This is a genomic window from Haemophilus sp. SZY H56 (assembly GCF_054332415.1).
On record NZ_JBTGNX010000001.1, the window covers coordinates 76,012 to 99,731 of the forward strand.

33 protein-coding genes are annotated in these 23,720 nt (G+C 42.0%); all 33 read right to left on the bottom strand.

Going from position 1 to position 23,720, the window contains the following annotated elements:
- Nucleotides 1–8: 8 nt before the first annotated feature.
- Nucleotides 9–587 carry a YmfQ family protein gene (locus ACXVWP_RS00345; RefSeq protein WP_297568080.1) on the bottom strand — a complete coding sequence of 193 codons (579 nt, stop codon included), beginning with the start codon at nt 585–587 and terminating at the stop codon, nt 9–11.
- Nucleotides 587–1,651, bottom strand: a complete 1,065-nt coding sequence (locus ACXVWP_RS00350) for a baseplate J/gp47 family protein (protein WP_297568076.1) — start codon at nt 1,649–1,651, stop codon at nt 587–589. The genes ACXVWP_RS00345 and ACXVWP_RS00350 overlap by 1 nt, the downstream gene beginning before the upstream one ends.
- Nucleotides 1,652–1,665: 14 nt before the next feature.
- Nucleotides 1,666–2,016 carry a phage GP46 family protein gene (locus tag ACXVWP_RS00355; protein ID WP_288668863.1) on the bottom strand — a complete coding sequence of 117 codons (351 nt, stop codon included), beginning with the start codon at nt 2,014–2,016 and terminating at the stop codon, nt 1,666–1,668.
- 68 nt (nt 2,017–2,084) lie between these two features.
- Nucleotides 2,085–2,720: a phage baseplate assembly protein V gene (locus ACXVWP_RS00360; RefSeq protein ID WP_297568071.1), complete on the bottom strand. Its 636-nt coding sequence runs from the start codon at nt 2,718–2,720 to the stop codon at nt 2,085–2,087.
- Nucleotides 2,717–3,859 (bottom strand): phage baseplate assembly protein, encoded by a 1,143-nt coding sequence (locus ACXVWP_RS00365; protein ID WP_297568068.1) that lies wholly within the window; start codon nt 3,857–3,859, stop codon nt 2,717–2,719. Before ACXVWP_RS00365 ends, ACXVWP_RS00360 begins: the two co-directional genes overlap by 4 nt.
- A complete protein-coding gene (locus ACXVWP_RS00370) occupies nt 3,849–5,180 on the bottom strand; it encodes a DNA circularization protein (RefSeq protein WP_369866508.1) in 1,332 nt (443 codons plus the stop codon). The genes ACXVWP_RS00365 and ACXVWP_RS00370 overlap by 11 nt, the downstream gene beginning before the upstream one ends.
- 3 nt (nt 5,181–5,183) lie before the next feature.
- Nucleotides 5,184–7,460: a phage tail tape measure protein gene (locus ACXVWP_RS00375; protein WP_297568062.1), complete on the bottom strand. Its 2,277-nt coding sequence runs from the start codon at nt 7,458–7,460 to the stop codon at nt 5,184–5,186.
- Between the two features lie 46 nt (nt 7,461–7,506).
- Nucleotides 7,507–7,632, bottom strand: coding sequence for a hypothetical protein (locus ACXVWP_RS00380; RefSeq protein ID WP_257006138.1), 126 nt, complete (start codon nt 7,630–7,632; stop codon nt 7,507–7,509).
- Between the two features lie 95 nt (nt 7,633–7,727).
- Nucleotides 7,728–8,069, bottom strand: coding sequence for a hypothetical protein (locus tag ACXVWP_RS00385; RefSeq protein WP_297568059.1), 342 nt, complete (start codon nt 8,067–8,069; stop codon nt 7,728–7,730).
- A complete protein-coding gene (locus ACXVWP_RS00390) occupies nt 8,069–8,440 on the bottom strand; it encodes a phage tail protein (protein ID WP_297568056.1) in 372 nt (123 codons plus the stop codon). The genes ACXVWP_RS00385 and ACXVWP_RS00390 overlap by 1 nt, the downstream gene beginning before the upstream one ends.
- Nucleotides 8,441–8,449: 9 nt before the next feature.
- Complete coding sequence (locus ACXVWP_RS00395; protein ID WP_297568053.1) at nt 8,450–9,865, bottom strand: phage tail sheath subtilisin-like domain-containing protein; 1,416 nt, start codon at nt 9,863–9,865, stop codon at nt 8,450–8,452.
- Nucleotides 9,858–10,040, bottom strand: coding sequence for a DUF2635 domain-containing protein (locus ACXVWP_RS00400; RefSeq protein WP_297568031.1), 183 nt, complete (start codon nt 10,038–10,040; stop codon nt 9,858–9,860). Before ACXVWP_RS00400 ends, ACXVWP_RS00395 begins: the two co-directional genes overlap by 8 nt.
- Nucleotides 10,030–10,680, bottom strand: a complete 651-nt coding sequence (locus ACXVWP_RS00405) for a DUF1834 family protein (protein WP_297568029.1) — start codon at nt 10,678–10,680, stop codon at nt 10,030–10,032. The genes ACXVWP_RS00400 and ACXVWP_RS00405 overlap by 11 nt, the downstream gene beginning before the upstream one ends.
- On the bottom strand, nt 10,649–11,089 hold the full coding sequence (locus ACXVWP_RS00410; protein WP_005698155.1) for a gp436 family protein: 441 nt from the start codon (nt 11,087–11,089) through the stop codon (nt 10,649–10,651). Before ACXVWP_RS00410 ends, ACXVWP_RS00405 begins: the two co-directional genes overlap by 32 nt.
- A 2-nt stretch (nt 11,090–11,091) precedes the next feature.
- Nucleotides 11,092–11,397: a hypothetical protein gene (locus ACXVWP_RS00415; RefSeq protein ID WP_005698069.1), complete on the bottom strand. Its 306-nt coding sequence runs from the start codon at nt 11,395–11,397 to the stop codon at nt 11,092–11,094.
- Between the two features lie 65 nt (nt 11,398–11,462).
- Nucleotides 11,463–12,386, bottom strand: a complete 924-nt coding sequence (locus ACXVWP_RS00420) for a Mu-like prophage major head subunit gpT family protein (RefSeq protein WP_297568027.1) — start codon at nt 12,384–12,386, stop codon at nt 11,463–11,465.
- Nucleotides 12,386–13,432, bottom strand: coding sequence for a phage protease (locus tag ACXVWP_RS00425; RefSeq protein WP_297568021.1), 1,047 nt, complete (start codon nt 13,430–13,432; stop codon nt 12,386–12,388). Before ACXVWP_RS00425 ends, ACXVWP_RS00420 begins: the two co-directional genes overlap by 1 nt.
- Before the next feature lie 271 nt (nt 13,433–13,703).
- A complete protein-coding gene (locus ACXVWP_RS00430; protein WP_297568015.1) occupies nt 13,704–14,120 on the bottom strand; it encodes a phage virion morphogenesis protein in 417 nt (138 codons plus the stop codon).
- 135 nt (nt 14,121–14,255) lie between these two features.
- Nucleotides 14,256–15,557, bottom strand: coding sequence for a phage minor head protein (locus ACXVWP_RS00435; protein WP_369866513.1), 1,302 nt, complete (start codon nt 15,555–15,557; stop codon nt 14,256–14,258).
- The gene (locus tag ACXVWP_RS00440) at nt 15,541–17,163 is read right to left on the bottom strand and encodes a DUF935 domain-containing protein (protein WP_297568008.1); all 1,623 of its coding nucleotides are present in this window, start codon (nt 17,161–17,163) and stop codon (nt 15,541–15,543) included. The genes ACXVWP_RS00435 and ACXVWP_RS00440 overlap by 17 nt, the downstream gene beginning before the upstream one ends.
- Before the next feature lie 9 nt (nt 17,164–17,172).
- Nucleotides 17,173–18,822 (bottom strand): phage terminase large subunit, encoded by a 1,650-nt coding sequence (terL, locus tag ACXVWP_RS00445; protein WP_297568006.1) that lies wholly within the window; start codon nt 18,820–18,822, stop codon nt 17,173–17,175.
- On the bottom strand, nt 18,823–18,969 hold the full coding sequence (locus ACXVWP_RS00450) for a hypothetical protein (RefSeq protein ID WP_297568004.1): 147 nt from the start codon (nt 18,967–18,969) through the stop codon (nt 18,823–18,825). It lies immediately after the preceding gene.
- The gene (locus tag ACXVWP_RS00455; RefSeq protein ID WP_297568002.1) at nt 18,969–19,469 is read right to left on the bottom strand and encodes a DUF1804 family protein; all 501 of its coding nucleotides are present in this window, start codon (nt 19,467–19,469) and stop codon (nt 18,969–18,971) included. The genes ACXVWP_RS00450 and ACXVWP_RS00455 overlap by 1 nt, the downstream gene beginning before the upstream one ends.
- Nucleotides 19,470–19,474: 5 nt before the next feature.
- On the bottom strand, nt 19,475–19,741 hold the full coding sequence (locus tag ACXVWP_RS00460) for a hypothetical protein (protein WP_005698137.1): 267 nt from the start codon (nt 19,739–19,741) through the stop codon (nt 19,475–19,477).
- Nucleotides 19,741–19,995 (bottom strand): hypothetical protein, encoded by a 255-nt coding sequence (locus ACXVWP_RS00465; RefSeq protein ID WP_005698034.1) that lies wholly within the window; start codon nt 19,993–19,995, stop codon nt 19,741–19,743. Before ACXVWP_RS00465 ends, ACXVWP_RS00460 begins: the two co-directional genes overlap by 1 nt.
- Nucleotides 19,979–20,119 (bottom strand): hypothetical protein, encoded by a 141-nt coding sequence (locus ACXVWP_RS00470; RefSeq protein ID WP_005698102.1) that lies wholly within the window; start codon nt 20,117–20,119, stop codon nt 19,979–19,981. The genes ACXVWP_RS00465 and ACXVWP_RS00470 overlap by 17 nt, the downstream gene beginning before the upstream one ends.
- Entirely contained in the window at nt 20,112–20,369 is a 258-nt protein-coding gene (locus ACXVWP_RS00475) for a DUF2681 domain-containing protein (protein WP_005698000.1), read from the bottom strand. Before ACXVWP_RS00475 ends, ACXVWP_RS00470 begins: the two co-directional genes overlap by 8 nt.
- Nucleotides 20,369–20,659: a DUF2644 domain-containing protein gene (locus ACXVWP_RS00480; RefSeq protein WP_297567995.1), complete on the bottom strand. Its 291-nt coding sequence runs from the start codon at nt 20,657–20,659 to the stop codon at nt 20,369–20,371. Before ACXVWP_RS00480 ends, ACXVWP_RS00475 begins: the two co-directional genes overlap by 1 nt.
- Nucleotides 20,660–20,824: 165 nt before the next feature.
- Nucleotides 20,825–21,328 carry a glycoside hydrolase family 108 protein gene (locus ACXVWP_RS00485; protein ID WP_297567993.1) on the bottom strand — a complete coding sequence of 168 codons (504 nt, stop codon included), beginning with the start codon at nt 21,326–21,328 and terminating at the stop codon, nt 20,825–20,827.
- Nucleotides 21,329–21,408: 80 nt separating this feature from the next.
- Nucleotides 21,409–21,837, bottom strand: coding sequence for a Mor transcription activator family protein (locus ACXVWP_RS00490; protein WP_297567992.1), 429 nt, complete (start codon nt 21,835–21,837; stop codon nt 21,409–21,411).
- Between the two features lie 106 nt (nt 21,838–21,943).
- Entirely contained in the window at nt 21,944–22,648 is a 705-nt protein-coding gene (locus ACXVWP_RS00495) for a hypothetical protein (protein WP_297567990.1), read from the bottom strand.
- Between the two features lie 58 nt (nt 22,649–22,706).
- Nucleotides 22,707–23,108: a gp16 family protein gene (locus tag ACXVWP_RS00500; RefSeq protein WP_297567988.1), complete on the bottom strand. Its 402-nt coding sequence runs from the start codon at nt 23,106–23,108 to the stop codon at nt 22,707–22,709.
- The gene (locus ACXVWP_RS00505) at nt 23,098–23,646 is read right to left on the bottom strand and encodes a hypothetical protein (RefSeq protein WP_297567987.1); all 549 of its coding nucleotides are present in this window, start codon (nt 23,644–23,646) and stop codon (nt 23,098–23,100) included. The genes ACXVWP_RS00500 and ACXVWP_RS00505 overlap by 11 nt, the downstream gene beginning before the upstream one ends.
- Nucleotides 23,647–23,720: the final 74 nt, after the last annotated feature.

Genomic DNA, 23,720 nt, shown 5'->3' on the forward strand with positions numbered 1-23,720 from the left:
TTATCTCTCTATTGATACGCAAAATAGCAGTAGGTGTGCGCTGGCTTTAAGTCTCTAAAGAAATCCTCAATAATTGGGTCGCCAAACTCAACCAAGTGATCACCGGCAAATGAACTACCTGCGCGGAAATACACAATATTGTCGTCACCGTTTAACACCGTCACCCGCCACATATAAATCAAGCTCTCACGCGGCTCATTGCGAAATTTCACTAAGTCACCGGGATTAGGCAGGTCATTTTGTAGCGGCGAAAACTCTTTGATTTGGATTTGATAACCGATACTTTCGGCGATGCGCGTAAAGTATGGGATAGACAAGCCACCCACGGCATTAAGTTGCACGATGACTCGTTTAACGCGCTCTTGATAAGATTTGCTTAAATCCGTTTTAATCCCACAAATGCGTTCCCAATTGGCTAACATTTGGTTTGATGTGGCTGGTTCGATAACGCTTAAAATTTCCACCGCACTTTGTTGTAAACGGTCAAACGCATTGCCGTCCACTTCGCATTGTGCGATAAAATGTTCTCCGTTGATGTTGTAACTTACCGGCGGATAAAGCTGTTTTAGCACGTTAGCATGTTGCATTAGGCCATCTCCGTTACATTCACATCACCAAGGCGGAACCATTCGATTTTGTTGATAACGTCCGCTTTGCGGTTGGTATTCGGGGCAACAAAACGGCGGTCAACCACGCCGATTAAATCACTCACCACCGCTTCGCATTGCGACACAATCAAGTCATCGCCCGGAATCAAACCGTTAAAATAATCAGTCAGAGCATTGCGAATAGCGGTTTTAATGTCATTTAATGCCACACCACTGATTTTCACCTGAATATTAAAATTCACTTTTGTCACATCAGGTTTCACCACTTTGCTTTCACGCGCGGTCACAGGGCGCACATCATCAATATAAGCTTGACAACGTTGCACCGTTTCGTCACTAGGCACATCATTGTTAGAGGTAATGGCAATATCGACCGTACCCAATCCTCGTCTCAGTGGATAAACATAAGCTGCATCCACACCATCTACTGATAATGCCCAGGTGCGATAGTCATAGCGATTTCCCCCAGCAGGTGGACGTCTAATAATCTCAAGCAATCGCTCAAGTAACGATGCATCACTTTCAGCATCTGTCGCACCAATAATATTGTTTAATACAACATCACTTTGCACGCCAACAGGAGCCGCCATAAAACTGCCTTTTGTTGCAGTAGTAATATTATAACTAGCCCCCGTGGCTAATGCGCGTACCGGCACGGTAGTCTCACCATTGCTTGAGATAACTGCATTTGAGGTTGTCTCATAAAATCGGTTATCGTCGGTTTTAATTTGTAAACCCGCTTTGATCTCTGCACCAACTTGACCTGTGACAGTTGCACCAGTACCACTTGCAGACGTTGCATTACGACGACGAATACCACGCAAACCTGCATGTTTTTCTAAAAAATCTGTGTCAGCGGTATCGGGGAAAAATTGCTTGATTATCCATTTTTGATGGGCATAAATACCTTCAGCAACGGCAGCTAAACTGCTCGCACGGGCATAATAATCGCTATCCACACTCACATCAGCTAGCGGTTCTAACGATTGCACATCACGCAAGATAGTTTGGCGAATATCATCTAAACTTGGCACAATAAACATGGTTTAAACCCTTTTTAAATAACTTTTACCGGGTGTTTAAATTGATAGGTTTCACCTCGGTTATCTCGAATGGATATATCTAAAATTAATAATCCGTTGTGGGGTTGTGTATAAGTCACAATGATTTCGTCTGCACGTCCATCATCAATCAACGGTTGTAAGGCTTCTTCTGCATATTGTTGAGCAAGTGGCCCAACATGTCGCAAATCCTTTTCTTTCGGGATAGTATGGAGCAAAGAGCCTACACGCCCATCTGCCCACCAGGTGCCTAAGGGTGTGGTTAGTCTGATATACACAGCATTTTGCAGTGTACTGATTTGCTTACTTGTGTAGTCGCCGGTAAGCGGGCTGATCTCTCTGTCCATAGTGACAGGATAAGGGATTTAGAGAAAAGAAAAGAGGTGACTGACTTCAGCACCTCCTTTTAGCATTTTTATTTAGGTTTACCTGTTTCACCACCGCTATCACCAGGATGATTGTGATTACGCAATGATATAACACCGGCTTTCACATCTCCGTCTGTAGTAAAACCTCCGCCTTGTTGTTTCACGTTGCCGGTAAAACTCGCACCACTGCCGCCTTTCACCGCCATACCGCCATTTCCGTTAATTTGACCTTGTGCAGTAAAGACCTGATCTGTTTCAACCAGTGGGCTTGATATATCCACTTTTTTTGCCGCTTTAATCTTTAACACATCACAATCAATCTCAATTAACCGCCCCTTTTTTAACACAATACTAGAGCCACTTTCATCATAAACAGCGACTTCGCCACCTTGCAGATTTTTCACGCGGAAAGATCCGTTCTCAGTCGCAATCACAATCCCGTGGCTAGTTTGCCCGCCAATAGGGATAATCACTGCTTGAGTATCTGCAGGCGGCACCGAAGTAAACCCAAATTGCTGCATCATCTCTACATCCTGAAGTGTTTCATCTGATAATCCAGATGCTTGCACTTTTTGAATGTTATCTGCACTTTTCACTAAATGTAGCACACCGCGAAAGGCTTGACGGATTTCGCCCACCGCACCTTGCGCCTTTTGTTGAATAGCTTGGCTTAATCGTCTCATTTCGTCCAACCACCTTGTCCATTTGATGCCCAAAGTTCACCATTATTCTTCTTCTTACCTTTTTTGCCTTTACGCTTACGTGCTTTTTCTGCTTTTGCACTATAAGCGTCTGGTGTCCAGATACCGTCTTGCTTAAACCGTAGCTCGGTTTGCGTACCGCCTTGACGACTTAACATGAAACGACGCCCCATTAGAAAGAAGATTGCATCAATATCATATTCTTCACATATCACATGCACCCGCTGACCAGGTTGCCACAATGTGCCATCTTGCATTTTATGATCAGGTACAATAATCGTTAATGTAAACCCTTCAAGTATACTGTCGGCGATATATTTCTTTGCCCATTTTTGCAGCGCTTCAAGGTTATCAACATCAGATACCACTACAGTTTTAGGTTTATAGGTAGTCATCTCCGAATCTTTATAAACCCATTTCAGATCGTTTTTGTTGTCTTGTCCTTGTTTGCCGTGACTTTGAGCTAAAAAGGTTATCTCACTAAACCGATTTGATACATCAAAGCTTAAATCTGCCTGCTCAAAGTTATTTTGACTACCATCTTTCATACAACATAGCGTTGCAACAGGTGGCGTGCTGTAATCTGCACCGCCTACAATCAGCACGCCATTTGGCTCAAACCACAAGTGCAAGCCAGCAGAATTAGCACAACGCATGGCAGCATTCCACGCAGTTTCGCCAACATCAATATCGACTTTATCTAACAATGGATTGTTTTCGGCTTTAAGTTGCACCTGTTTAATCCCTAACGGTTCTACAATTTTTTTTACTGCATCCAATACAGTTAACCCCTTCACGTTAGTAATAGGTGCGGAGCAGTCAACAAGCACACTGGCTTTATCTCTACCATTTAGTCGATAGGTTCGATTTGTTTTACTAATACCATGCTGCACGGTATCCACAATGCCTGTCATGACTAACGTATCATTAATACGTACTTTCACTTCTGCCCCAGAGTAGTCCGGCAATACAGTACTGTCTGACGGCACACCAATATCAAACGCAAAAGCATCTGCAGGGATTAAAAAATCACTGTCAATGTCATAGTTTTTCCAACTATTATGGGACTTACCGTCAATCTCAACGACAACGTCATTTTCGTAAGGATAATTATCTGACATAGCTATTTAACACCTCACCTTGTTCAATATAATTTGGATAACGTATCTGTGGATTTAAACGCAATAACTCATCCGCACGTTTATAATCACCATAAAAAGCATGAGCGATTTGTTGTACTGTCCCGCTCATGGGGGCTACTCGAATAGTTAAAGGTGGTTTGCGGTTAATCGCATTAATCGCAAGTTGAGTGAACTGATGAGCGTGTTGTTTAAGTTGTTCCATGGTGTGGTGTGCGGTGGTGTAAAGCCCAGTATTAGGCTTACCTGCACTTTTTACGGGCTGTTGTTCTTCTGTAATCTGTTGGCGTAGCAATGCCAAATTCTCTAAAATTTCCGACCGCACTTTTGTGGTAATGTAGTCCACATCTTGCGGCAACAAAGCGTCATCTTCAATTAATTCTGTCGCAGATTTAAGCAACACACCCGCACTAACTAACCGCATAAACAATGACACCGCATGCATATCGGCATTTGATAATGCTGATGGTAACGATTTCATAACAGCCTGTTGGCTGGCTGATTTAATATTTTTACCTGTTACCAAATCAGAGGGGATCTGTTTAATTTGTTTTAAGGTACGCAACATTTCATCAAACTTAGCACGAGTGATTAAATCTCGTCGATTGATAATCTGTGAGAGTCCCGTTTCCAACATAGCCGCTAAATGACGAGCCGAATTTAAGCTTTTCACTTTAAAATCTGTAGAGGACACAGTATTAGAGATAGGATATTTATTCTTATCTAAATCAAACAAACTTCTAACTTGCTCAAAACAACCAAATAATGCACCGAAACTGCCCAATAAACGCGACTTAATATTGGCAGCAAATGACACAACCTCCATAAACTCACCATACAATGCCAACACATCATCAACAAAATCTTCAAGTTGCGTAAGTAGTGCATCAAGACGAGCAAGAAATGCACTTTCAAACACAAAAATCGGCTCTGCAGGGGTGCTTTCGGTAAAGGTTAAATCAATGGCTACATAGTCAATCATGTCCGCTTCATGATGGAACAATGCCGACGTACAAATCATATTTTGCAATCGTCCGCGAATAGGGTGGACTAATACATCCGCCCCTTGTTTTCCCAGCACACTTAAGAATTTTTTGAAATCAGTATAATAACCTTCACCATAAAACACGGCTTGCAAACGTACGGTCAACGGATTTAATCCTAAATCTTCTACATCCGCACCGTTCACAAAAGGATAGGCGTGTTCGATTGTAGCGCGAGTGATCTCATCGTCAACCGACATCACTTCAAATCGCACACCACGATAGCTAGCACGTTGTAATGGCGCCGTCCAACCTTTCATCTATTACCCCCGTTTTAAATCTTGATATTGATACTGAGACGTTTGTTCAGCCACAATCCGCCCATCTAAATCCACTTTAATTTCATTTTGAATGGTGAAATTCTGACTTTCCACCGCGGTTTTCAAGCCGTCGCTGATTGTTTTACCAAACTGCTGAAAGTCTGCTTGATAATTTGCTAAACCCGATAAATTACCGAGCGTTTGACTCAGTGTTGAGTTGGTATCGTTGGCAGCAATGGATAACCCAGAATAGCCTTGTCCACGATTATTCATGTTGGCAATTTTTGCAGCACTTTGTGATGTTCTTGCATCATATTCGGCTTGTGTAAGCGTGCCACGTGCTAAACGCTCCTTCGCGACCTCATCTTTACGTGCGATTTCAGCCACTTCACCCGCACGGCCTGCCATTCCCCATACAGAATTTTTGTTATAAGCAAACCCTTGAGGTGCATAATGGCTTGTTGTTGATTTATTGCCACCGTAAGCCTTCGCGTAGAATTGGTTTTCAAGTTGTTTTTCTTGTGGTGTTTTGGCTTCGGCTTTTTCTTCGGCAATAGCCTCGGCAGTTGTGCGATGATCAGCCGCAAGCATTAAACCAGTAAATGCTAAACTACTCAGTGATAACAAGCCTTTTCCGCCTTTCATCCCTTTAGAGATTTTACCTTTTCGACCTAAACCACTTGCCGCATCTGCAATATCGCCTCCTAATCCGAAGCTAGCACGCTTACCGCCTAACAACGCCAAAGCACCACTTGCCGCAACAGCCGCTGCACTTAAAGCCGTAATAACAGTGCCTGCTCGTACAACGGTATTTGTGAGGTCCGGATAAGCCTTTGCATATTCCGTTAATTTGACTGCCGCATCGCCAAGGGCATCATTAAAACCCTTAACTCCCTCCATTTGGGCAAATTCAAAGCTATTTTTGGCGTTTTCAAATTTGGCACTATTGGTGTCTTGTATCACGGCATGTGATTTATCGACAGCGCCATTAGAATTCTGTAATTGTTCCTGGACCTCTTTCCCTAGCTGAACATTATTACGCATACCCAATAGAGCCATCAGAGCTTGTTGGTCTGATACGATTTGCCCAATAGCAGTGCCTTCTACCAAATTAGACATTTCTTTAATAATTCCAGCTTGATCTTCCTTTTTCGCTGTTTTTAATTTCTTTTGCAACTCTTTATATTTGTCATCTTGTCCTACAACCATATCCATAATAGACATAAAGGCTTCAAGTGAATTTTTACCTTGCTTTTTCTCATTCTCCATGGATTTGATGAAATCAATACCATGAGTTTTACCGTCTTTTCCCTTTATTTCGAGTTTTCTGAATCGTTCATTTGTTTCTTTAGCAGAAATTTTGACTAATAAATTAGATAAATTATTACCTGCCTCATCTTCAGAACCAGCTGTAACTCGTGCCTGTTGGTTTGCCATTAGTAACGCTTCTAAGCCATTCATACCGCTTAAACCAGCCGCTTTACCTGCGGCCATTTGCTTAGGCAGCCAACGAGCCATATCTGACAATTCAAAATTACCGGCTTGTCCTGCTGCGACCGCTTTATCTAAAACTTCGCCAATCTTATCTTCACTAATATCGAATTGTTGCATAGCTGAAATGGCAATTTGAGCTAAGTCCTCTGTACTTGCTCCTGTACCTACAGCTGCTTTTTGTAACGTTGGCAATAATTTCATTGCTGTATCAGCTTTAACAGAACCGGAAGCGAGCATTTTATCTAATGCATCAAGTGCTTCTTCTTTCGTCCCGCCACCATTTTCTACCGCACTTTTTACCGCTTCATGTAATTCTTTCTTTCCGGCAATTCGCCCAGCCACGTCTCGGTCGGAGAAGGCGGTGTTTGAAACCATTGCCAATCGGCGGTCATAATCCATTTGTTTTTTCATGGGTTGAGCCATTACCATCGCACCTGCGGCCATACCAGCTCCAACGCTTGCCATTGCAGTGCCTACATTACCTAAGCGTTGCCCCCAAGACGTTTTCCCCATTTCGGCATTAAGCCCCGCAATTTTTGACCGTGTTGCATCAGCCGCGCGAGCTAACTCTCGGCTGGTTGCAGTACCACTACGTTTCAAACGGTTATAAGCCGCAATAGTGTGATTAATCTCTTGCTGGATCTTATGTTCACTTCGCACGCCTAATGTTTCGCGGGCGCTTGCCATGGCTCGTGTACTTTGTGTAATTTGGGATTGCGCCTGACGGAATACTCGGCTTGCCTGATCGCGTGCCTTGAGTGTCATGGCTAAATTTAACTCTGCCATTTTTAAACCCTTTTTAAACTTCTTTTAAATCTACAAAAAAAGGGGCTTACGCCCCTTTATTTTTACGACGCATAAGGTTGTAATGCACCGTATCGCCATCTTCAGCCTGTGTTTTAATACCTTGAGATTTTTGCCAACTACCAATCCAAGCAGACACTTCTGTATGGCTCATTGCTCTTACCTCCGCAGCGCTAAAGCCGAATTTAGCTAATAAAATGACCGCACTTCGGTAATTTTTCTCAGCTTCAAACACACTATGTTGTTGTTTTATTCGGCTTCGACTTTGCTCTGGCTTTCCCCAGCGTCGATGTGCTTTTTTCGCAAATCAGCAATAGCTTGCGTAATCAACACATAATCATCTGTAGCAAGGTTATCCAGTAAAAACTGTGGCGTGAGCTTATCTTGCGCAATGCCGATAATATCAATCTGCTCGGATAAATAAGCCAAGTCCACAAGCATTTGCTCAGCTTTCGTGAGTTTTTCTTTCTCATCTAAACCAAGCTCGGCGACTTTCTCAAGGGCGGCACATTCACCACCCAAGGTTAGTAATCGCACGTCAAAGTCAAAATAACGACTATCACCGTAAGGAATACCTAACAATAGACGCATTATTCTTTCACCTTCTTAAGTGCAGTCACTTGGATATCAATCACAGCTTCATTATCAACGGAATATTTTTCTCCGACTTGTGTAGAAAAACAGCCGAGATAAGAGGTGCGTTTATCGTCTTGGTTTAATGGGTAAACTGTGAGTTTAGCATCACTCATCTCATCCCAATCAATCTCTGTCCCATCAATCGGCAGAGCAGCTGTTAATGAGATCTCCCAAGTCGCAATCCCTTTAGAAAATCCACGAGCATGACCGTCTGAGTTCATAGTTTTTACTAATTTTCGTCCTGGCTGTCTAGTAACGTTTAAATCAATAATTTCAACTTCAATACCATCAACTTCCAAGACAGCCGAACCTGCATATTTTTCCATTTACGCCCCCTATAAAATTAAATCAATTCGGTTAGCGACAACGTGTAAGCCATTTACCACATCCGCTGGAATTGCCGTATCTAAACGATTTGGATCTTGGCCATTGCGAACAACAAGCAATTTACCCTTGTTCGCATCCACATTTTCTAAAATCTCTTGTTGCTCTAAACGATAGAGCACATCAAGGATTTCTGACCGCACTTTTGGTGGGGTGCGATTAGATAATTTCGCACGTGGGAAACGTAATGCAATACGCTGTTCAATCGCTTTACGCGTATAGTCCAGTGTACGAATTGTGGTTAAATCTAACCATGCTGGATCATCTACATTCGCTGGTGACTTGGTATAAGTCGTAATTGCACGCATAATTTGCACACGATTATTTACCACTGTAATAGGGGTTAAACCGTGGAATAACGCCTGATTGACTTCGGTTTTTAATGGTGTTTGGGTGGCATCAACAGGGATTAAACCTTTAATCTCAAGCGTATTTAACGGTTTAGCTGGGTCTTCTTCGCCTGCAATAACCGCCCCATATCCCGCAGCGATTAAGGCATTAGATTCCACCGCCCCTTTATACCAACCCACTGTAATGCGATTTGCATTGATTTTTTCGATATACGTAGTGCCGCTTGCCAATGTGCCATTAAAACCTAATACACCCACACCAGGTTTTTTCTCAACCGGGCTTGCAACCAAGTCTAAATGTTCACGTAACGCTTTTGCATTTTTATCATCAGCGAACGGAGAAATAATGACGTGGTAATGTTGACCTGCAACAGATGCAAGTGCAGCAGTTAAATCCGCATTTTCTGCACCATTACTAAATACAGCTGAGGTCACACTAATACCATCAGCGCGGCTAACTGCATTAATTGAAATTTCATTGCCAATTACACCTTTACATTTTGCTGTTAAGGTAATGGTGCCTTCGCTCACGGCTGCAGTTGCAGGGCAATAATCGCCCGCATTAATAACTGCGACTAAACGGGTGGCAATATCGTTCGCTGCTTCGCCTTTTGCGACAGCAACGGCATAATCTACACCGCCAATAACAGCTTTCACGACACCGCTTAGCGTAGCTGTACCAGCTAACGTCACGGTGCCTGTTGCAGCCACACCTGAATCACTATCTTTTAACCCAATCACGGATAAACGGATTAACGGGTTATTTTGAATCGCTACACGGGTCATTAAATGAGCCCAAGAACCTGCACCGAATTGATTTTTAGCATCTAAATCAGAGTACACTTGAACAGGTGCAGTAAAAGGCGCAGTACCATTCACCATTGGTGCAACAATTAATACATTTTGCTCATTGGTTGGTAACGTGCTTACCGCATTGCGCGAATTATATTCACTATAAACACCCGGCTGACGAATACTTGTCGGGATATTATCAAAATCAATGTTAGTTTCAGCCATTGTCTTTCTCCTGTTCTTTGCGTGAACGTGTTTCAGTAATCACAATCAAATCACCGTCATTAATACGACGCTGATAATAAATCGACGGCTCAATATCAACCGGCGTTTGTTCAATATAGGCATAAGGCTGTGCTTCAAATGGCACCTTAATACCTGGTCTTGCTTTAACTTTCATTTTTTACCTCAGTTTCCACCTTAAACGGCTCTTCCGCCTGCGTGGTTGGGTCATAAATCCGTCCTTGAACTTGTTCAAGTAACGGTAATGGATCGGATAACTTGGCTCGATAAGCGCTAAACACATAGTCAGGATTAGTTTTATCCTGCGTGGCTTCTGGGAAATACCCATCATCAAGCGGCTGAAAATCATCATAAACGGCTTCGTATTCAATCGAGTAAGCGGTAATCGCTCCGCCCTTGAATAAGGCATTGTTGAAAATAGTGCGAACTCTTGTGGGTTTTAGTGGTTTAACTAATTGCCCCAAAGTTTGCGCATCCAACAAACGACGCACGGCAGTAATAAGCTGATTAACGCCAACCTCACGCTCATCAATGCCACCTTGTCTAGCCGCGACATTACTGCGTAAAGATCGCACGGCTAAAATAATGACAAAATTCGCGGTAGATTGATGTCGTCTTGCATTGGTACTCATACGCTCAATGCGAGCCCCACCAAAAGTGACAAGGCAAATCGGCAAGCGAGACACAGATAAACTGTCGTCATCTAGCTCACCACCGTAGCTTTTCACCGTATTAACAAGACGGCCCAATCCTTTTTGCAGACGCTCAACAAGTGCTTGTTCGATTTTCGTTATCACGGCTAAACACCCTGTTTTTCGGATTAGTAAACATCACACCATTATCGCCGTCATCTTCTGTGTTTGAGTTAGCAATACCAAGTGAAATTTGACCTTTAGCAATCGCCTCAAGCTCTTTTAAGCTTAATTTGTATCGCTCAATAATCTCATCGGTATTACCCACCTGTGACATAGATGCCAAACGATAGCGGGTTAAATCACAACAAATCCGCACAAGATTTTGCGGTATATCCAGTAATGGCAATTCATAACGCGCTGACAAATAGCCATCAATTTGGCTAGAACTATCCGATAACGCCACATTCAGCACTGTTGTATCAACACTACCGGTACGATCACGATCAGTTAACTCAATTGCATCGAGTTCACCAACACGTAAAATAAAATCCGACACTGTGGCATAATTCATCGTTATTCCTCACACACTGGAACAAGCTCTAACCAAGGATCTTCCGCAAGAATAATCACTTGCTCACCGGTTAAATCACCAGCCGGAATTTCTACCGCACTTTCCTTGTTAAAACGATAACCACATCGACCATAAGAGGCTTGCGGATGAATTGCACGTAACGTCACAGCATAGGCAATAGGATGAATCACATCACTGCCTTTGGGCGCGTCATCCGGCTTATCTAAAGTGCGGTCGGTTTCTGCAGTATTTTCGGACGTGTCGGTTTTCACTTCATCGTCTGTCTTGTTTTGCTGTTTCTTTGCCATAGTTTCCTCCTAGTAATTTCTTGCCTTCCCTCGTAAGTGGGGGGGAAGGCAAGAAAAGAGACGGATTACTCCACAATCTGTGAAGACACCATCACTTTAAGCGTCCCTTTCAACACATTGCTTGTACCATTGATAATGTCGGCTTCTACTAATTTTTTTGCGGCATACTCAAGAGAAGGTGGCACTAACAACACATTCGGTCGAATGTTCAATAATTTACCGCCATCGCCTTTTAAGGATTTCATTTTTGCCAACACGCCCATTAAGACATCTTCAGTTAATTCGCTGTCTTCTACACGGTGAGCAAGTTGCCAGAATGCAAAACCTGCATTACCACGCGCACGCACACCCCAAATATAGGTATCTTCCATAAATACCGTATCAGATTTAGACGGATCAAATTTCGTCTCAATTTCAGGGGTTAAGCGTTCTTGCCAAATAAACGGCTTCACGGCATTCGTCGTATCCAACAAATAAAACGCTGGTTTTCCTGCTGCACTGCCTTTGGTAATATTACTTTGAGTGGTTTGATTGCCTGTGCCATCGACTTCCGCAAAAACAGGATGATCGTCATCAAAGAAATTCTGCCCGTCATAGCAAAGGGTGCTTTTACCTTGTTTAATTAAGCCAAATACTAAATCATCAGGTAATTCCGCCGCACTTTGTCCCATTTGTTTTACCATCGGACTAAATAAGCCAACCTGGTCGTCTTCAATATTGGTGCGAGGGATAGCAACAGTGCTTTCAAACAACTTATTCGATACTTGCATACCTTGCGCTTGCATTTTGCGTAAACGACGTTTACCCACCCATTCTTGCAATTTTGGGAAATGCCCTAACCAACCATAAGTATTGGTTTCGGTAGAACTTGCAATCTTCATAGCAATTTCTGACCATTGAGGATTAATCACGTTTAAACCGCTTGCAAAGTCTTTTTTAAAGGCTTCATCAAGAGCTTTTAAAAGTTCCGATTTTTTGAATTTATCCATTATTTTTGCTCCTTATAGGTTGCCATATAATCTTTTTCGCTTAAGCCTAACGCTTTTGCTGCCGCACTCTCTGCCGCACTTAACGCTGCCACTTTCTGCTCTGGGGCGCCTTTTGCTTGTGGCTCACCACTTAGTGCGGCCATTGCAGGTGCTTTTTCTAAGTAAGCACTTAATGCTTCAACAGATAAACTTTGCGCCCAATCTTTTAATGCAGGAGCCAGTTTGCCTTGCGATAATGCCGCTGTGATTAATGCCTCTTTCTTGTCTGCTTCTACAGATGTTTTAAGCGCATTAAAATCAGCCTGTAATGCGGCAACCTGTTCCACCGGCACGAATTTAGCTGGGTCAGGTTTGCCTGCCTGCGCAGTGAGTGCTGCTACAGATTGTTCTTTTTCTGCTAATTTGGCATACACATTTAACAGTGCGACTGGACTATCGCCTTTAGCAGCAGAAAGTGCGGTCACTTTTTCGGTAATTTCCGCTTCGCTGGCGTCTGCTTTTAATGCAAGCAACGCGCACAAGGCGGCTTGTAATTTTTTGTCCATTGCTGGCTTTTCCTTTTGTTGATTTAAAAGTTGCACACTGGCGGCAACCATTACTTCGTCCATGCCGTCTAAAGCTGGGTTGTTAGTCAGTGCAGCGTGAAAGATTTTGCGAACATAACCATTCGTGTCATAAGCAAACACGGCAGAGATATAACGATATTCGCCATTTTTGATGTATTCCGCAGCTTTGTCCGTCCAACGGACATCGGCAAAAATTCCTTGTGGGTTAAAATAGAGATATTCCATCCAACCTGCGCTAGGCGCCTCTTTGCCGTTTTGCTGGGAATGTAAGATTTGGTGTTCGTAGTCAATGGGTAGGGGATTTTTCTGACTGTTAGCTAATGCCACAACATCAGCCCCGTTCGTATCGGTTACATACCATGCCTCCACATCTGTCGGTCTGCCGTCAGTAGCTCTAAATTTGCCATAAGGCAAAAGCTGGATGCGTCCATACTTCGCTTTGTCAATTTCAAAACTACAAGCGGCAACTGTTAATTTCATCTGAAACCATCCTTAAAAACTCAATCTAGGATGACAGAATACTTGATAAGAAAGGGTAAAAAGAGATGAGCGACTTCAGCACGGTCACATAATTTCAATTTTTTGAAAGAGTAGATATTGGAGGAATAAAAGATTAGATTATAAGAAACAACACAAACCCATTTTAAAACGCTTTAAAACCGTTTTAAAACGTTTTAAAAAATTAAAGATGAAAACTTATACCTTGAAATAATAAAACCGCTATACGTGCGATTTAGAACGCTTAGCGGAATTATTTAATTAAACGTTGAAAATACGCTTGAATATCTTCCATGATATCCGCTTCATCTTCAGGTGTTAATTTTAAGAATGGACGAGCAGGAATCGTGGTTTTCCGTCCACGTCCTGCTTTACCGCCGAATTGATGGATCGCTGCATACGGTTCATTCGTTCCTACAACAGCGGTATCGTTAGTGTAGTCAGACGTGATACTGCCCATCAAATTTTCTGTATCAACCAACGGTGTACCTTGACGATATTTAAGCCCCAACCATTTTGGACGCCCCCCAACATCAAAATTTTGCAGCACAGCAGATTCCATTGTGCCTGCAATACTTCGCATTAACGGGGTGCGATGAGTGGTAGCTTGTGCAAGTCGCTCTAGTACAATGGCAACTTCTTGCGCATTATTGATTTCAATTTCTATCATAATCGTTGATTTTTAAAATTTAACGGGGTATAGTCACATAGCCACTAGAAAAGCGATGAATCTCGAGGATCGCAAGCGATAGGTTGAAATAGTACCTTGGACTGTGTGCGGTGGGTTCGAGCCCCGCCTAGTGGCTTACTCTTTAAATGCCTTTCTCCATTGCTTATCACTTACTAATCTAAACGACTGTACAAAAATTTCTGGTTCTTTGCTTAAAACCTTCAATACTGCAAGCAGTTTCTTACCATTAACATCCTTATAAAATTGGTATCCTAGTTCATCGACTACAATTTTATCTGGAGAATTGATGATATCTGGCAAATCCGCATACTCATCAATCCCAAAATCCTGCCCATCACGGCTATTAAATTGCTTAATCAAAGTATCATCAGAAAGCCACACTGTGCCAGTTTTACTATTCAATAAATCCTTACTTTCCGCGCTTAACACACCTGCTGCAAATTTAAAGTTTTTGGTTAGGCTATCACGTACCTGTAACATCTGCTCAGTGGTGAGTTTTTTTCCGTCAGGGGTGAGCGTTTGTTTCATCTCGGCCACATGCTTTGCCAATAATTCAAAATCTTGCTTAAACTCCGCACCTTTCATTTCCACCTTCGCAAACGCATGCGCTAGCTTTTCCGGATAAAGATCCAAATTCGGCTTATACGCAATACGCCCTACATTGTAATCAAAGCCTTTATCCGTCACGCGTACCGTGCCATCAGGTAATTTAAACCCTACCGTCTTTTCTCGATTACCTTGTTTATCCTCAGGGCGTTCCACCTCTACCAAAAATTCCGAGCTATCGTCAGGCTTATCCATGCCACGACGTTTCAAATCTCTTTCACCTAATGCAATCACCGTACAGCGACAATTAAACCCATTAGGCGGATAGAATGTCGCCCAAAACGGATCATCATAACGATACACCTTACCGCTCAATGCTAAATGGGCAGGGCGAGTACGCGCATCACCCACGGCGGAATATTGCCAATAAGGGCGATTATCCACGTTATCACGCAAGCGTTGATAACGCGCAGCCGAATAAGCTGACTGCATATTGACACGATAAATCGTATTTAACCGACGCGGTGTGCCAAAATATTCACCCGTTTTTGGATCAGCCAATAAATGCCCATCAATACCACGAATAGACGGATCTTTCCCAAAAATCCAGCCTTTACGTTCAAATTCACTTACCAGTTCTTTTTTCCAAGTATGAAAGCCTTTGCCCTCACGCATAGCGGTTTCTAAAGATTGGTAAATATCCTTGGTCATCTCAAGGCTGGAAAGGCGTGCAATGGTCGTCGCACGCGCCAAGGCGCTATCGTGCAGTTCCTTGGTGAACACCTTGCCCGCCAGCATTTTCTTTTGGCGTAAAAACTCAATGGCTTGTTTTGGTTCTACGCCAATGGCAAACTTAGGTGCGCTCGGCATTGGCAGCTCCTAATAAATCAGCTAAAAATACCGCACTTGCCAAATAGGCCTGATGGCTTTCACTGGTTAAATCAGGATAAAGTGCGATTAGTTTTTCCTGTGCATCGTCATAGCTTTCACTTGCCATAACCACGCCTACAATTTGTTTCATCATAGGATCAAGCTGTTGATTAAAATCTGCATTAACCATTGCATCATCAATCAAACCGTCCAATTCATCTTGTTCGTCCTTTTTTCCATTTTTAGCCGACAACGCAGCAGAACGACAACCGCAAGTACAGCCTTTACCGTGGTTAAACACTGCAGAAAGCGCGGTAGTTTTCTCGTCCGTTTTCTCGCCTTGTGGTGTGCTTAAAATCAGTTCTCCTTCTTGTGGCTCAGGAATACCTAATTTATCACGCACCCAACTCTCTGAAATTTGAACGCCAATGCCGGTAAGTTTAGGGATTGCATCCGCAAATACGGATAAATCTTCATATTCTTTCGTATCAAACTCAAAATAAGGGACACGATAAGGGGCAATATTCGGATCAATATTAATCTGCAAATACGGCAAAATGATTTGTTGAGTGATAGTTTGTGCAATCTGTTTTGCATCACTAATCATCAAATCACGACGCACTTCATTATGCACATTACCTAACGCATTGGTGGAGCTTTTACCATCAGCCCCAGACGTTAAAGTTTGCCCCAAAATCAAACGCGCAATAGATTTTTCGCACCAATCTACCATCTGTAAGAATGGATTGTTACCTGATGCAGCTCCAGCACTTGCTACATTGTGAAGTTCAATCTGCATGGATTCAGGCATAATGCCTGCGGCATTGTGACCAATATCTGCAAGTGCACGTAACAGTGTGCGCTTTTCACTTGTTGTCGCGCCTGCACCGTATTTACCAATACGAATAGGCATACCATAGAGTTCCAAAAACTCGGCAAAGTCACGCACCGAATAATGCTTATACATATAAAGCCATGCCAATGTGCGGTACAACCCATCTCGTGCAAGTTGTGTAGAACGTGATTTATGGCGATGTACCACCCAGCCGAATGGTCGTAAAGGTTCGCCCATTGGATTAGTTGGTGTACGTAATAACAAATTATCGTGCTTATCTAATTTAAACCAAGACTGAGGGCAAGGTTTAAAGCCTTTTGGTATCCATTTCCCATTCACTTGTGCCCATTGGATTTCGAGCGCAGAAAAACCATGCCCGACCGCATCCATGAGATCCATAAATAAATCTTCAAGGTTAGGATACTGGTAAAATAGCTCGTCAATTTCTGCTTGTAATTTTTCTTCTGCAGGTGTTGCATTACGTGGTTCGACAATACGCCAATCAAGCGTAAGCACTGAACGCTTACGTGTCATTATGTTTGCCGCAATGCTACTGTCTTGCTCTTCAATATCCATAAAAAGCTGATGCTGAGCCTGAATATCACCATTTTCTGCATCATCTAAAATTTGTTTCAATTTTGATGGTGTGATTTTGGCTGAAGGATGATCGTCTAACACTCGTCCTGTAGCGGTAACTTCCGCATCATCAGTTTGCGTAGGCTCTGTCTCATTGTCTTTTAAAAGGTTTTTAAATTTGTCTAACAATCCCATAAATTCACCTTATTGTTTCCACACAGAATAAAGATCCGATTCATCTTCATCCCACTCGCTATCATCTAACTCACTAATACTTATCCATTCAATCACCGCAGAACTACTTACTGCATTACGCCATAGCATCTCCAGTGCGTCTGGGCCATCATCATGATCAGCTTTTGGAAAATGTCTTAACTGTGATTCAAGGGTGGATTGTGAGCGGTGTAATAAAATTAACCCATTGGCAATATGCGGTTGCAAGCTCTCAATGCGAAGCATTTTGTCACTATTGGGTTTTGTTGCCGTAGCAGGCACAGGTTTCCCGCGCGCAGCTGAACGTTTAACCAACTCGGTTTTTAAAAATTCCTGGAACTGTACTGTCTCTACAAACCAACGATGGCAGTTATACTGTGTATGTAGGCGAATAACGTCCTCAATAATTAAATCGGGTAAACGCTTTTTAATCTGCGCTTCAACTACATACAATTTGCCAGTTTCTCTGTGATAGCCGCCAACCAAAATCGCAGACGGGTCACGGCTTGCACCTGCTTTACCCAGTGATGGGTCAACCGCACCAAAATAAATCAAGTTATTAGGTAACTCTGTCCAATAATGGAGACTATTGGCAAAAATCGCGTCATCGCCACTGACCGGGTCATTTTGATACTCGGAATCAAATGCCGAATGTCCGTCTTTGGCGCGTTCTTTCATTAAATATAAAATTGGGCGGGCAAGCCATGACACAACGGAACCAGCATCCATTTCCGATTTATGCTGTTGATAAAATAAGTCAGATAAGGTGTCGTCGTCGCCTTCTTCAGACAAATAGATGTTTTCCCATTCATCCCATAACGTCATATTGTCCGGCATACGCAAAATGGCTTTAAATCGGACACTTCTCCAGCCTTTAGTATTTAAAATTCGGTTCAATACGCTGTCATAGTGCAAAATAGTGCCGACGTAAATTACGTCAAATTTCTCACCGGCGGCACCAAGTTTTAGAACGGCTTTTAAAATCCAGTTGTGTAATTTATTGCGCTGTTCAGGTGTTTGAACAGTTTCATCGTTCTCTATATCATCTAATACAACTAAATCAGGACGAAAAGCTCCATGGCGACGTCCACGTAGCTTTTGCCCAGCACCGACCGCTTCCACTTTTTGCCCTTTAGACGTAAGAATTGCACCGGCACGCCAAACTTTGCCCGGCGTAAGTTCGGGGAAATCAATAGCAAGTCTTGGGTTTGACTCAACCTCAACTTTAATGGCTTCTAACATGCCATAGGCTTGCTCTTTGGTATCCATAGCAATAATAATGTAATTTTTAAGGTTACATACCATGCACCAAAGCGGGAATAATTGCGTACAAATAGTGGATTTCGCCTCACCGCGGGGTGCGGCAATAGCTTGTCGGACGGATTTATCTGTTTCTTCAACCGAAAGCGGAAGATTTTTAAACAGATATTCGTGTAACTGGGATTTATGTGGAGAACGTACATAATGCGGAAAATAGGCTTGAACAAAATATTCAAACCCTTTTTCTTTATCTAAGACTTTTTTACGACGCTCTGCAATCGCATGCGGTTTATCATCCCAACCTTCAAAATTCGCTTCGATATTGCGCTGTAATTCAGCACGTAGTTGTTCGAGCTGTTTTTCGAAATCTTTGTATTTCATCTATAACATTACCGCAATAAATAAAAGCCAGCCCCAACCTTTGATACCGGCAGCCATTAACTTAAAAGCACATACAATGCAGACAAATTGCACAATCCAGCGAAAATAGTAATGCTTATGCACAATGCTTTGATTTTGCTTTTCCATTATTTAAACTCCTGCTTAACAATGCTTTCTAAGTCATCTAAAACAGACAAAAAGGTAGGCAATAAATCAGAATGTTTAGTTTTGATTAGATTAGTTACCATCTCAATAACTTTCCACGCTGTCGCCAACTCAGACACTTCAGGCAACAACCGCTTACTGCTCGCCACCATTTTCGAGTAACTGTCACCCAAGCCTTGAATCAGTTTTGCTTTCTCACTAACAGGCAAGTCTTCGGTCTTACGCAACTCATCCATGGTACTTTCAAAATAAAGCACAAAGGTGGTAAGCATACCACGAGCAACATCTTCAACCTTTCCACTTGCCATTGTTGATGCATCACGCACTTTGTCCCAATTATCGCCGCGAGCTTCAGCTTCACGTTTCCAGCGTCGAGCAGTGTTATAGGACACTTTGGCTTTTTCTGCGGCTGATTCCAGCGTTAAGCAATCAAACACATAATAACGGCGCACATCTGCCTTGGTTTTTTCATCATGTGCCATATTCACTAGCCTCCTAATTTGGCTTTGATTAGCTCAAATCCAACCGATACCAATAAACCGCCCAGACCGCCAACTAAAGCGGATCGCACACCCAATTTAGCCATACTGTTTTCTACCTTAGCTAAACGGACATCAATATCATCCACACGCCCATCTAAACGGTCGATTTTATGATTGACTGCACGGGTCAAATCTAAAATTTCATCTAGTTTTGCATTTGTTTGTGCGCTTTCGGTTAATTGCTCTAAGCGTTTCCGATCTCTTGCTGACATTATTTATCTGCCTTGTTATCTAATTTTTTCGTAATGGACTGCAATTGCTCAGAAATTGCCCCTAATTTATCTAAAATGCTTTGATTGGTGATACTAGCCACTTCTTTTGAGACATAATCGCGCTTGACTTCTTTAACTTCGTCATGCAGGCTTTTAAACTCACTGTCTAATTTCTTAAACCACACACCAATAAAGAACACCGCAACAGATACCAACCCATTAAAAATCATCATCCCATTAATGTGTACTTCCATTTTCACCTCGCTGACAAATAGTTCGATATGTATCGTTATGCACTTTAATTTGACGCAAGGTTTCTGTCGTATCTTGACGGCTTGCAGAGATCAACGAGAAACCGGCACAGCTTGCATTAATCACGGAGATCCCCTGACTTGTGCAACCCATCAATAAGAGTGTCACGGTCAGCATTACGACTGTTTTCTTCATGTTGTTTTCTCGTTTCATAATGTTTCACCTGCGTATCGGAGACTGCTTTTTCACGCACCAACTGCTCGTTATCTTTTAATAATCGGTCAATTTCACGCCCTGCACGTTTGAGCTTAAATACCACATAACCACAAATAGCCAGCGCAGTACCTGAGCCGATTAAAATCATCTGTAACGTCATTAAATCCCCCTTGGTCTATCCGTTTGTTCCGGTTCGACATAAACTTCGCCTGTAATCTGTTCTTCTGGCTTGTTTTGTTTGGCTTGATATGCCATTACAGCACCCTTGGTTGCAGCCGAACCACCGCAAAAACAAGCAAAATAAAAAAACAAGTCAGTGACCGTAGAACGGTCAAGATAAACGGCATAAATCAGCACACCGGCCATGACTAAGAAACCGAAAAACTGAATAAAACCTGTCGTACTCGCACGACCATCACTATTGGTAAATAATTCAAAAAACTTATTCATTGACATAATCTCCACATAATCACTTCAGCTGGAGTGGGTTTCCCACGAAAGGCATAGCTCCATGCGTTTTTACTATAAAAGTGCGGTCGATTTTGCGGGAGTTTTCTGGTTGTCAAAACTCGGTTTTGTAACCAATTAAAAACACGTTTAAACACGCCTAAAAATTTAAACTTCATTGTCAATTGCTCCATATTTAAGATTGCCCGCCACGCGACGAACCCAGCCTTTACCAAATGTCGTAAAAGTGCTGAGTTTGCAATAAAACTCAAGGCGTTCAGCGTTCAAACGCATAATCACATCAGAAATCGCCATTTTTTTAATAGCGGCAATCGTCATATTGCCAATCACACCGTCATCAACAACACCGACTGCACGTTGCAACATACGACTCGCATTACCTAATCCATGATTTACCGCAGCATCAAAAAACTGATAAGCCACCGCTTCTGGCATTTTGTCGCATTGATAACGTAGCCAAAATGCGGAGTAGTAGATTTTATAAGCTTGCTCACGCGTCATTGCTCGCATACTACCTTGATAACCGTTTGCCTGAGCAGTACGTTTAGTGATCCCCCAATTGGTTTCACCTCCTGGGTCTCTTGGGTCATTAACGTAGCCGCCTTCATGACCAATTAAACGGTTGAAAATCTGTGAAAAATTTAAAGACATAAAAAATACCCTTAATCTATTAATGATTAAGGGTATTATCGAAAAAAGAGAGTAAGATGAAGAGTGGAGCAACTTCAGCACTAAAACAAGGCAAAATTACTGGATTCCTCAGGCTTACGTACTTGTGCTAAAATTTCCCAACCACTGCGATCCGATAATTGATATTTAGGACAAAGTTCAAGCATGGCCATGCGTCCTGATATGTTCAAATGTTGGGTTAAATAATCAAAATCAGCCTTAAAGCGATAATTACGCAACACTCGCAAAGCCGTTTCACAGCGTGGAATATAAACCCATTCACCTCTAAAAACTTCGCGTAATTTCACCGCACTTTCCAAACCTATTAATGCTTTGAGCTTAGGGAAATAATGCGCTCCATCGGTAAATCGAAAGGTTGCCCCACCAAAATTTGTAATGATTTTTTCAACAGCAGGAAACCCAACTAAATCAACCATCTGTTGTACAGTTTCCGGCAGAAGTTCCGCTACATCTTCCAAATTCTCCACCATAATCACCTCCACAATGTTATTTTTTGCTCATTCTCACACGGAAATTTGAAAAAGGCGGTATTTTGCATAAAAAAGATAAAAAAAATCCCACCGAAGTGGGATTTGACTAAAACTTTTCAATAGGGCGGTCATCTGCCTTTGTAACTTCCAGTTTAGGCAATGATATTTTTATTTCAACTGAATAACTCTGACCGTGAAAACTCATTACGTCCATTTCAATAAATCTTGTATCTTTTGGAAGTCTAGAAATTATATCTTCTGATGAAGAAAATCTTTGCCCTGACTTCAAAATTGAATTCAACTTATCGGTTTCTACATAAAAGAGTTTTTGAGATGTACGCTCTTTTGATTCTAGAATATCTAATTTTGAATCAACATTATTTATTTTCTGTCCTGTTTTAGTTGATGCTAAAATATCGTCAAAACGATTTGCAATACCATTTTTATCCTCAACTTGATAAAGAGAAAAACCTGATTTAATTAATCCTCGAAATAATTCCCAAAAATCAGCTCTTGCAATACTTGCATCGGTTAGACGAAGAATAACTCCATTTGTTTTATTTTTATCTAAAGTAATGACTATATTAAATTTTGCTCCATAAAGCGATTCATATCCTTCAGGAGCACAAATTCTAGATTCGGAATAAGCCATACATTTTCCAAAATACTTGAATCGCTCTAAAAAATCATTCTTATGAATATCAAACGGATAATCTTTGAACATTTTAATTTCTTCTTTTGCATGGTCAAACACCCCTGCATTGACAGCAAAAGAGCTGGCAAGCAATATAATCACAAATAAATTCTTCATAAAAAATCCAATAAAAAAGGCTCCAAAGAGCCTTTAATTTACACCTGATAATTTCATCTTACAACGTCTTTTTATTCCGGTCATACACTGACAACATCTGCACGACTTTCTTTAACTGCCACGGACGTAACCAATGGATAAAATCCACTTTAAAAGATCGTTTTGCAATACCATCGGCATATTCTTTCGGTAAGTTATGTTTGATTAAAAGTGCAGTAATTTTAGCGAGATAAATTTTCTTATCTTCACTTGGTGACGGCCGATTTCCCCAAAAGCTTGAACTGGATTTAAAACCTTTCTGAGCCATCACATTCAAGACTTGGTGTAATTCACCGTCACTCATCTCTGTACAGCTGGTTTTGCCTGTTGCATTGGCAAGTAAACTGCGATATGTCTCATCATCAAGCCCCAATTGATTTTTCCCAATATGGATTTTCGCAATTAATGATTTACGCTGCATAACCTTTCTCCTGTTCCTCTTTCCAGGCTTTCCAAACCGCAAACTCAGGCATATTTTCCACAAATTGCAACTGCCCAACAGAAGCATAACGTTCAATATACTGAATCGCTGCCATGCGATTGTTGTCTTCCTGTTTTACCGTACTTTGCATTTCGGCTTTGCCTTCATTACGAACCACCGCAAACAACGGTTTCGCCCCTTCATACACTTTCTTCAAATAGTTATGATTCGCTAGAGCTTGAATATTGCGTGTTTCCCGACGGTTTTTCATCACTGCTTGCACCGTTTCATTCAACGCATGAGCCAATAATGGACTAGGTTGATACATCTCTAATACTTCTTGCATTAATTTCAACGCACGCCCATTAGATAGCGCAGATTTTTCAGGGCGAAACAACCCAATATAACTCACCAACGCACGGGCATTATTGCCTTTTAAATTAGTAATAATCCCCAACATCTCTCGCCCAGCATCATCTTCCAACAGCGCATCCAAATGGATGTCACTATGGCAAACCGGGCAACGGCATAATTTCACTTTTAAAACTCCTTTAAACTTGATTTAAAACACATTATTCAGCCCACTTTATCTAACTCATTCCCCTCTTTCGT

Excerpts from the sequence above, each read along its gene's own strand:
- ACXVWP_RS00395 (WP_297568053.1), bottom strand. The coding sequence starts at position 9,865 with ATGGCTGAAACTAACATTGATTTTGATAATATCCCGACAAGTATTCGT.
- ACXVWP_RS00415 (WP_005698069.1), bottom strand. The coding sequence starts at position 11,397 with ATGGCAAAGAAACAGCAAAACAAGACAGACGATGAAGTGAAAACCGAC.
- ACXVWP_RS00435 (WP_369866513.1), bottom strand. The coding sequence starts at position 15,557 with ATGCCGAGCGCACCTAAGTTTGCCATTGGCGTAGAACCAAAACAAGCC.
- ACXVWP_RS00485 (WP_297567993.1), bottom strand. The coding sequence starts at position 21,328 with ATGTCTTTAAATTTTTCACAGATTTTCAACCGTTTAATTGGTCATGAA.
- ACXVWP_RS00425 (WP_297568021.1), bottom strand. The coding sequence starts at position 13,432 with ATGAAATTAACAGTTGCCGCTTGTAGTTTTGAAATTGACAAAGCGAAG.
- ACXVWP_RS00385 (WP_297568059.1), bottom strand. The coding sequence starts at position 8,069 with ATGCGTCTATTGTTAGGTATTCCTTACGGTGATAGTCGTTATTTTGAC.
- ACXVWP_RS00390 (WP_297568056.1), bottom strand. The coding sequence starts at position 8,440 with ATGGAAAAATATGCAGGTTCGGCTGTCTTGGAAGTTGATGGTATTGAA.
- ACXVWP_RS00430 (WP_297568015.1), bottom strand. The coding sequence starts at position 14,120 with ATGATAGAAATTGAAATCAATAATGCGCAAGAAGTTGCCATTGTACTA.
- ACXVWP_RS00455 (WP_297568002.1), bottom strand. The coding sequence starts at position 19,469 with ATGGCACATGATGAAAAAACCAAGGCAGATGTGCGCCGTTATTATGTG.
- ACXVWP_RS00350 (WP_297568076.1), bottom strand. The coding sequence starts at position 1,651 with ATGTTTATTGTGCCAAGTTTAGATGATATTCGCCAAACTATCTTGCGT.
- ACXVWP_RS00370 (WP_369866508.1), bottom strand. The coding sequence starts at position 5,180 with ATGAAAGGTTGGACGGCGCCATTACAACGTGCTAGCTATCGTGGTGTG.
- ACXVWP_RS00460 (WP_005698137.1), bottom strand. The coding sequence starts at position 19,741 with ATGTCAGCAAGAGATCGGAAACGCTTAGAGCAATTAACCGAAAGCGCA.
- ACXVWP_RS00480 (WP_297567995.1), bottom strand. The coding sequence starts at position 20,659 with ATGAATAAGTTTTTTGAATTATTTACCAATAGTGATGGTCGTGCGAGT.
- ACXVWP_RS00375 (WP_297568062.1), bottom strand. The coding sequence starts at position 7,460 with ATGGCAGAGTTAAATTTAGCCATGACACTCAAGGCACGCGATCAGGCA.
- ACXVWP_RS00365 (WP_297568068.1), bottom strand. The coding sequence starts at position 3,859 with ATGTCAGATAATTATCCTTACGAAAATGACGTTGTCGTTGAGATTGAC.
- terL (WP_297568006.1), bottom strand. The coding sequence starts at position 18,822 with ATGAAATACAAAGATTTCGAAAAACAGCTCGAACAACTACGTGCTGAA.
- ACXVWP_RS00355 (WP_288668863.1), bottom strand. The coding sequence starts at position 2,016 with ATGGACAGAGAGATCAGCCCGCTTACCGGCGACTACACAAGTAAGCAA.
- ACXVWP_RS00465 (WP_005698034.1), bottom strand. The coding sequence starts at position 19,995 with ATGGAAGTACACATTAATGGGATGATGATTTTTAATGGGTTGGTATCT.
- ACXVWP_RS00495 (WP_297567990.1), bottom strand. The coding sequence starts at position 22,648 with ATGAAGAATTTATTTGTGATTATATTGCTTGCCAGCTCTTTTGCTGTC.
- ACXVWP_RS00410 (WP_005698155.1), bottom strand. The coding sequence starts at position 11,089 with ATGAATTATGCCACAGTGTCGGATTTTATTTTACGTGTTGGTGAACTC.
- ACXVWP_RS00490 (WP_297567992.1), bottom strand. The coding sequence starts at position 21,837 with ATGGTGGAGAATTTGGAAGATGTAGCGGAACTTCTGCCGGAAACTGTA.
- ACXVWP_RS00440 (WP_297568008.1), bottom strand. The coding sequence starts at position 17,163 with ATGGGATTGTTAGACAAATTTAAAAACCTTTTAAAAGACAATGAGACA.
- ACXVWP_RS00360 (WP_297568071.1), bottom strand. The coding sequence starts at position 2,720 with ATGAGACGATTAAGCCAAGCTATTCAACAAAAGGCGCAAGGTGCGGTG.
- ACXVWP_RS00450 (WP_297568004.1), bottom strand. The coding sequence starts at position 18,969 with ATGGAAAAGCAAAATCAAAGCATTGTGCATAAGCATTACTATTTTCGC.
- ACXVWP_RS00500 (WP_297567988.1), bottom strand. The coding sequence starts at position 23,108 with ATGCAGCGTAAATCATTAATTGCGAAAATCCATATTGGGAAAAATCAA.
- ACXVWP_RS00400 (WP_297568031.1), bottom strand. The coding sequence starts at position 10,040 with ATGAAAGTTAAAGCAAGACCAGGTATTAAGGTGCCATTTGAAGCACAG.
- ACXVWP_RS00420 (WP_297568027.1), bottom strand. The coding sequence starts at position 12,386 with ATGGATAAATTCAAAAAATCGGAACTTTTAAAAGCTCTTGATGAAGCC.
- ACXVWP_RS00345 (WP_297568080.1), bottom strand. The coding sequence starts at position 587 with ATGCAACATGCTAACGTGCTAAAACAGCTTTATCCGCCGGTAAGTTAC.
- ACXVWP_RS00475 (WP_005698000.1), bottom strand. The coding sequence starts at position 20,369 with ATGACGTTACAGATGATTTTAATCGGCTCAGGTACTGCGCTGGCTATT.
- ACXVWP_RS00380 (WP_257006138.1), bottom strand. The coding sequence starts at position 7,632 with ATGAGCCATACAGAAGTGTCTGCTTGGATTGGTAGTTGGCAAAAATCT.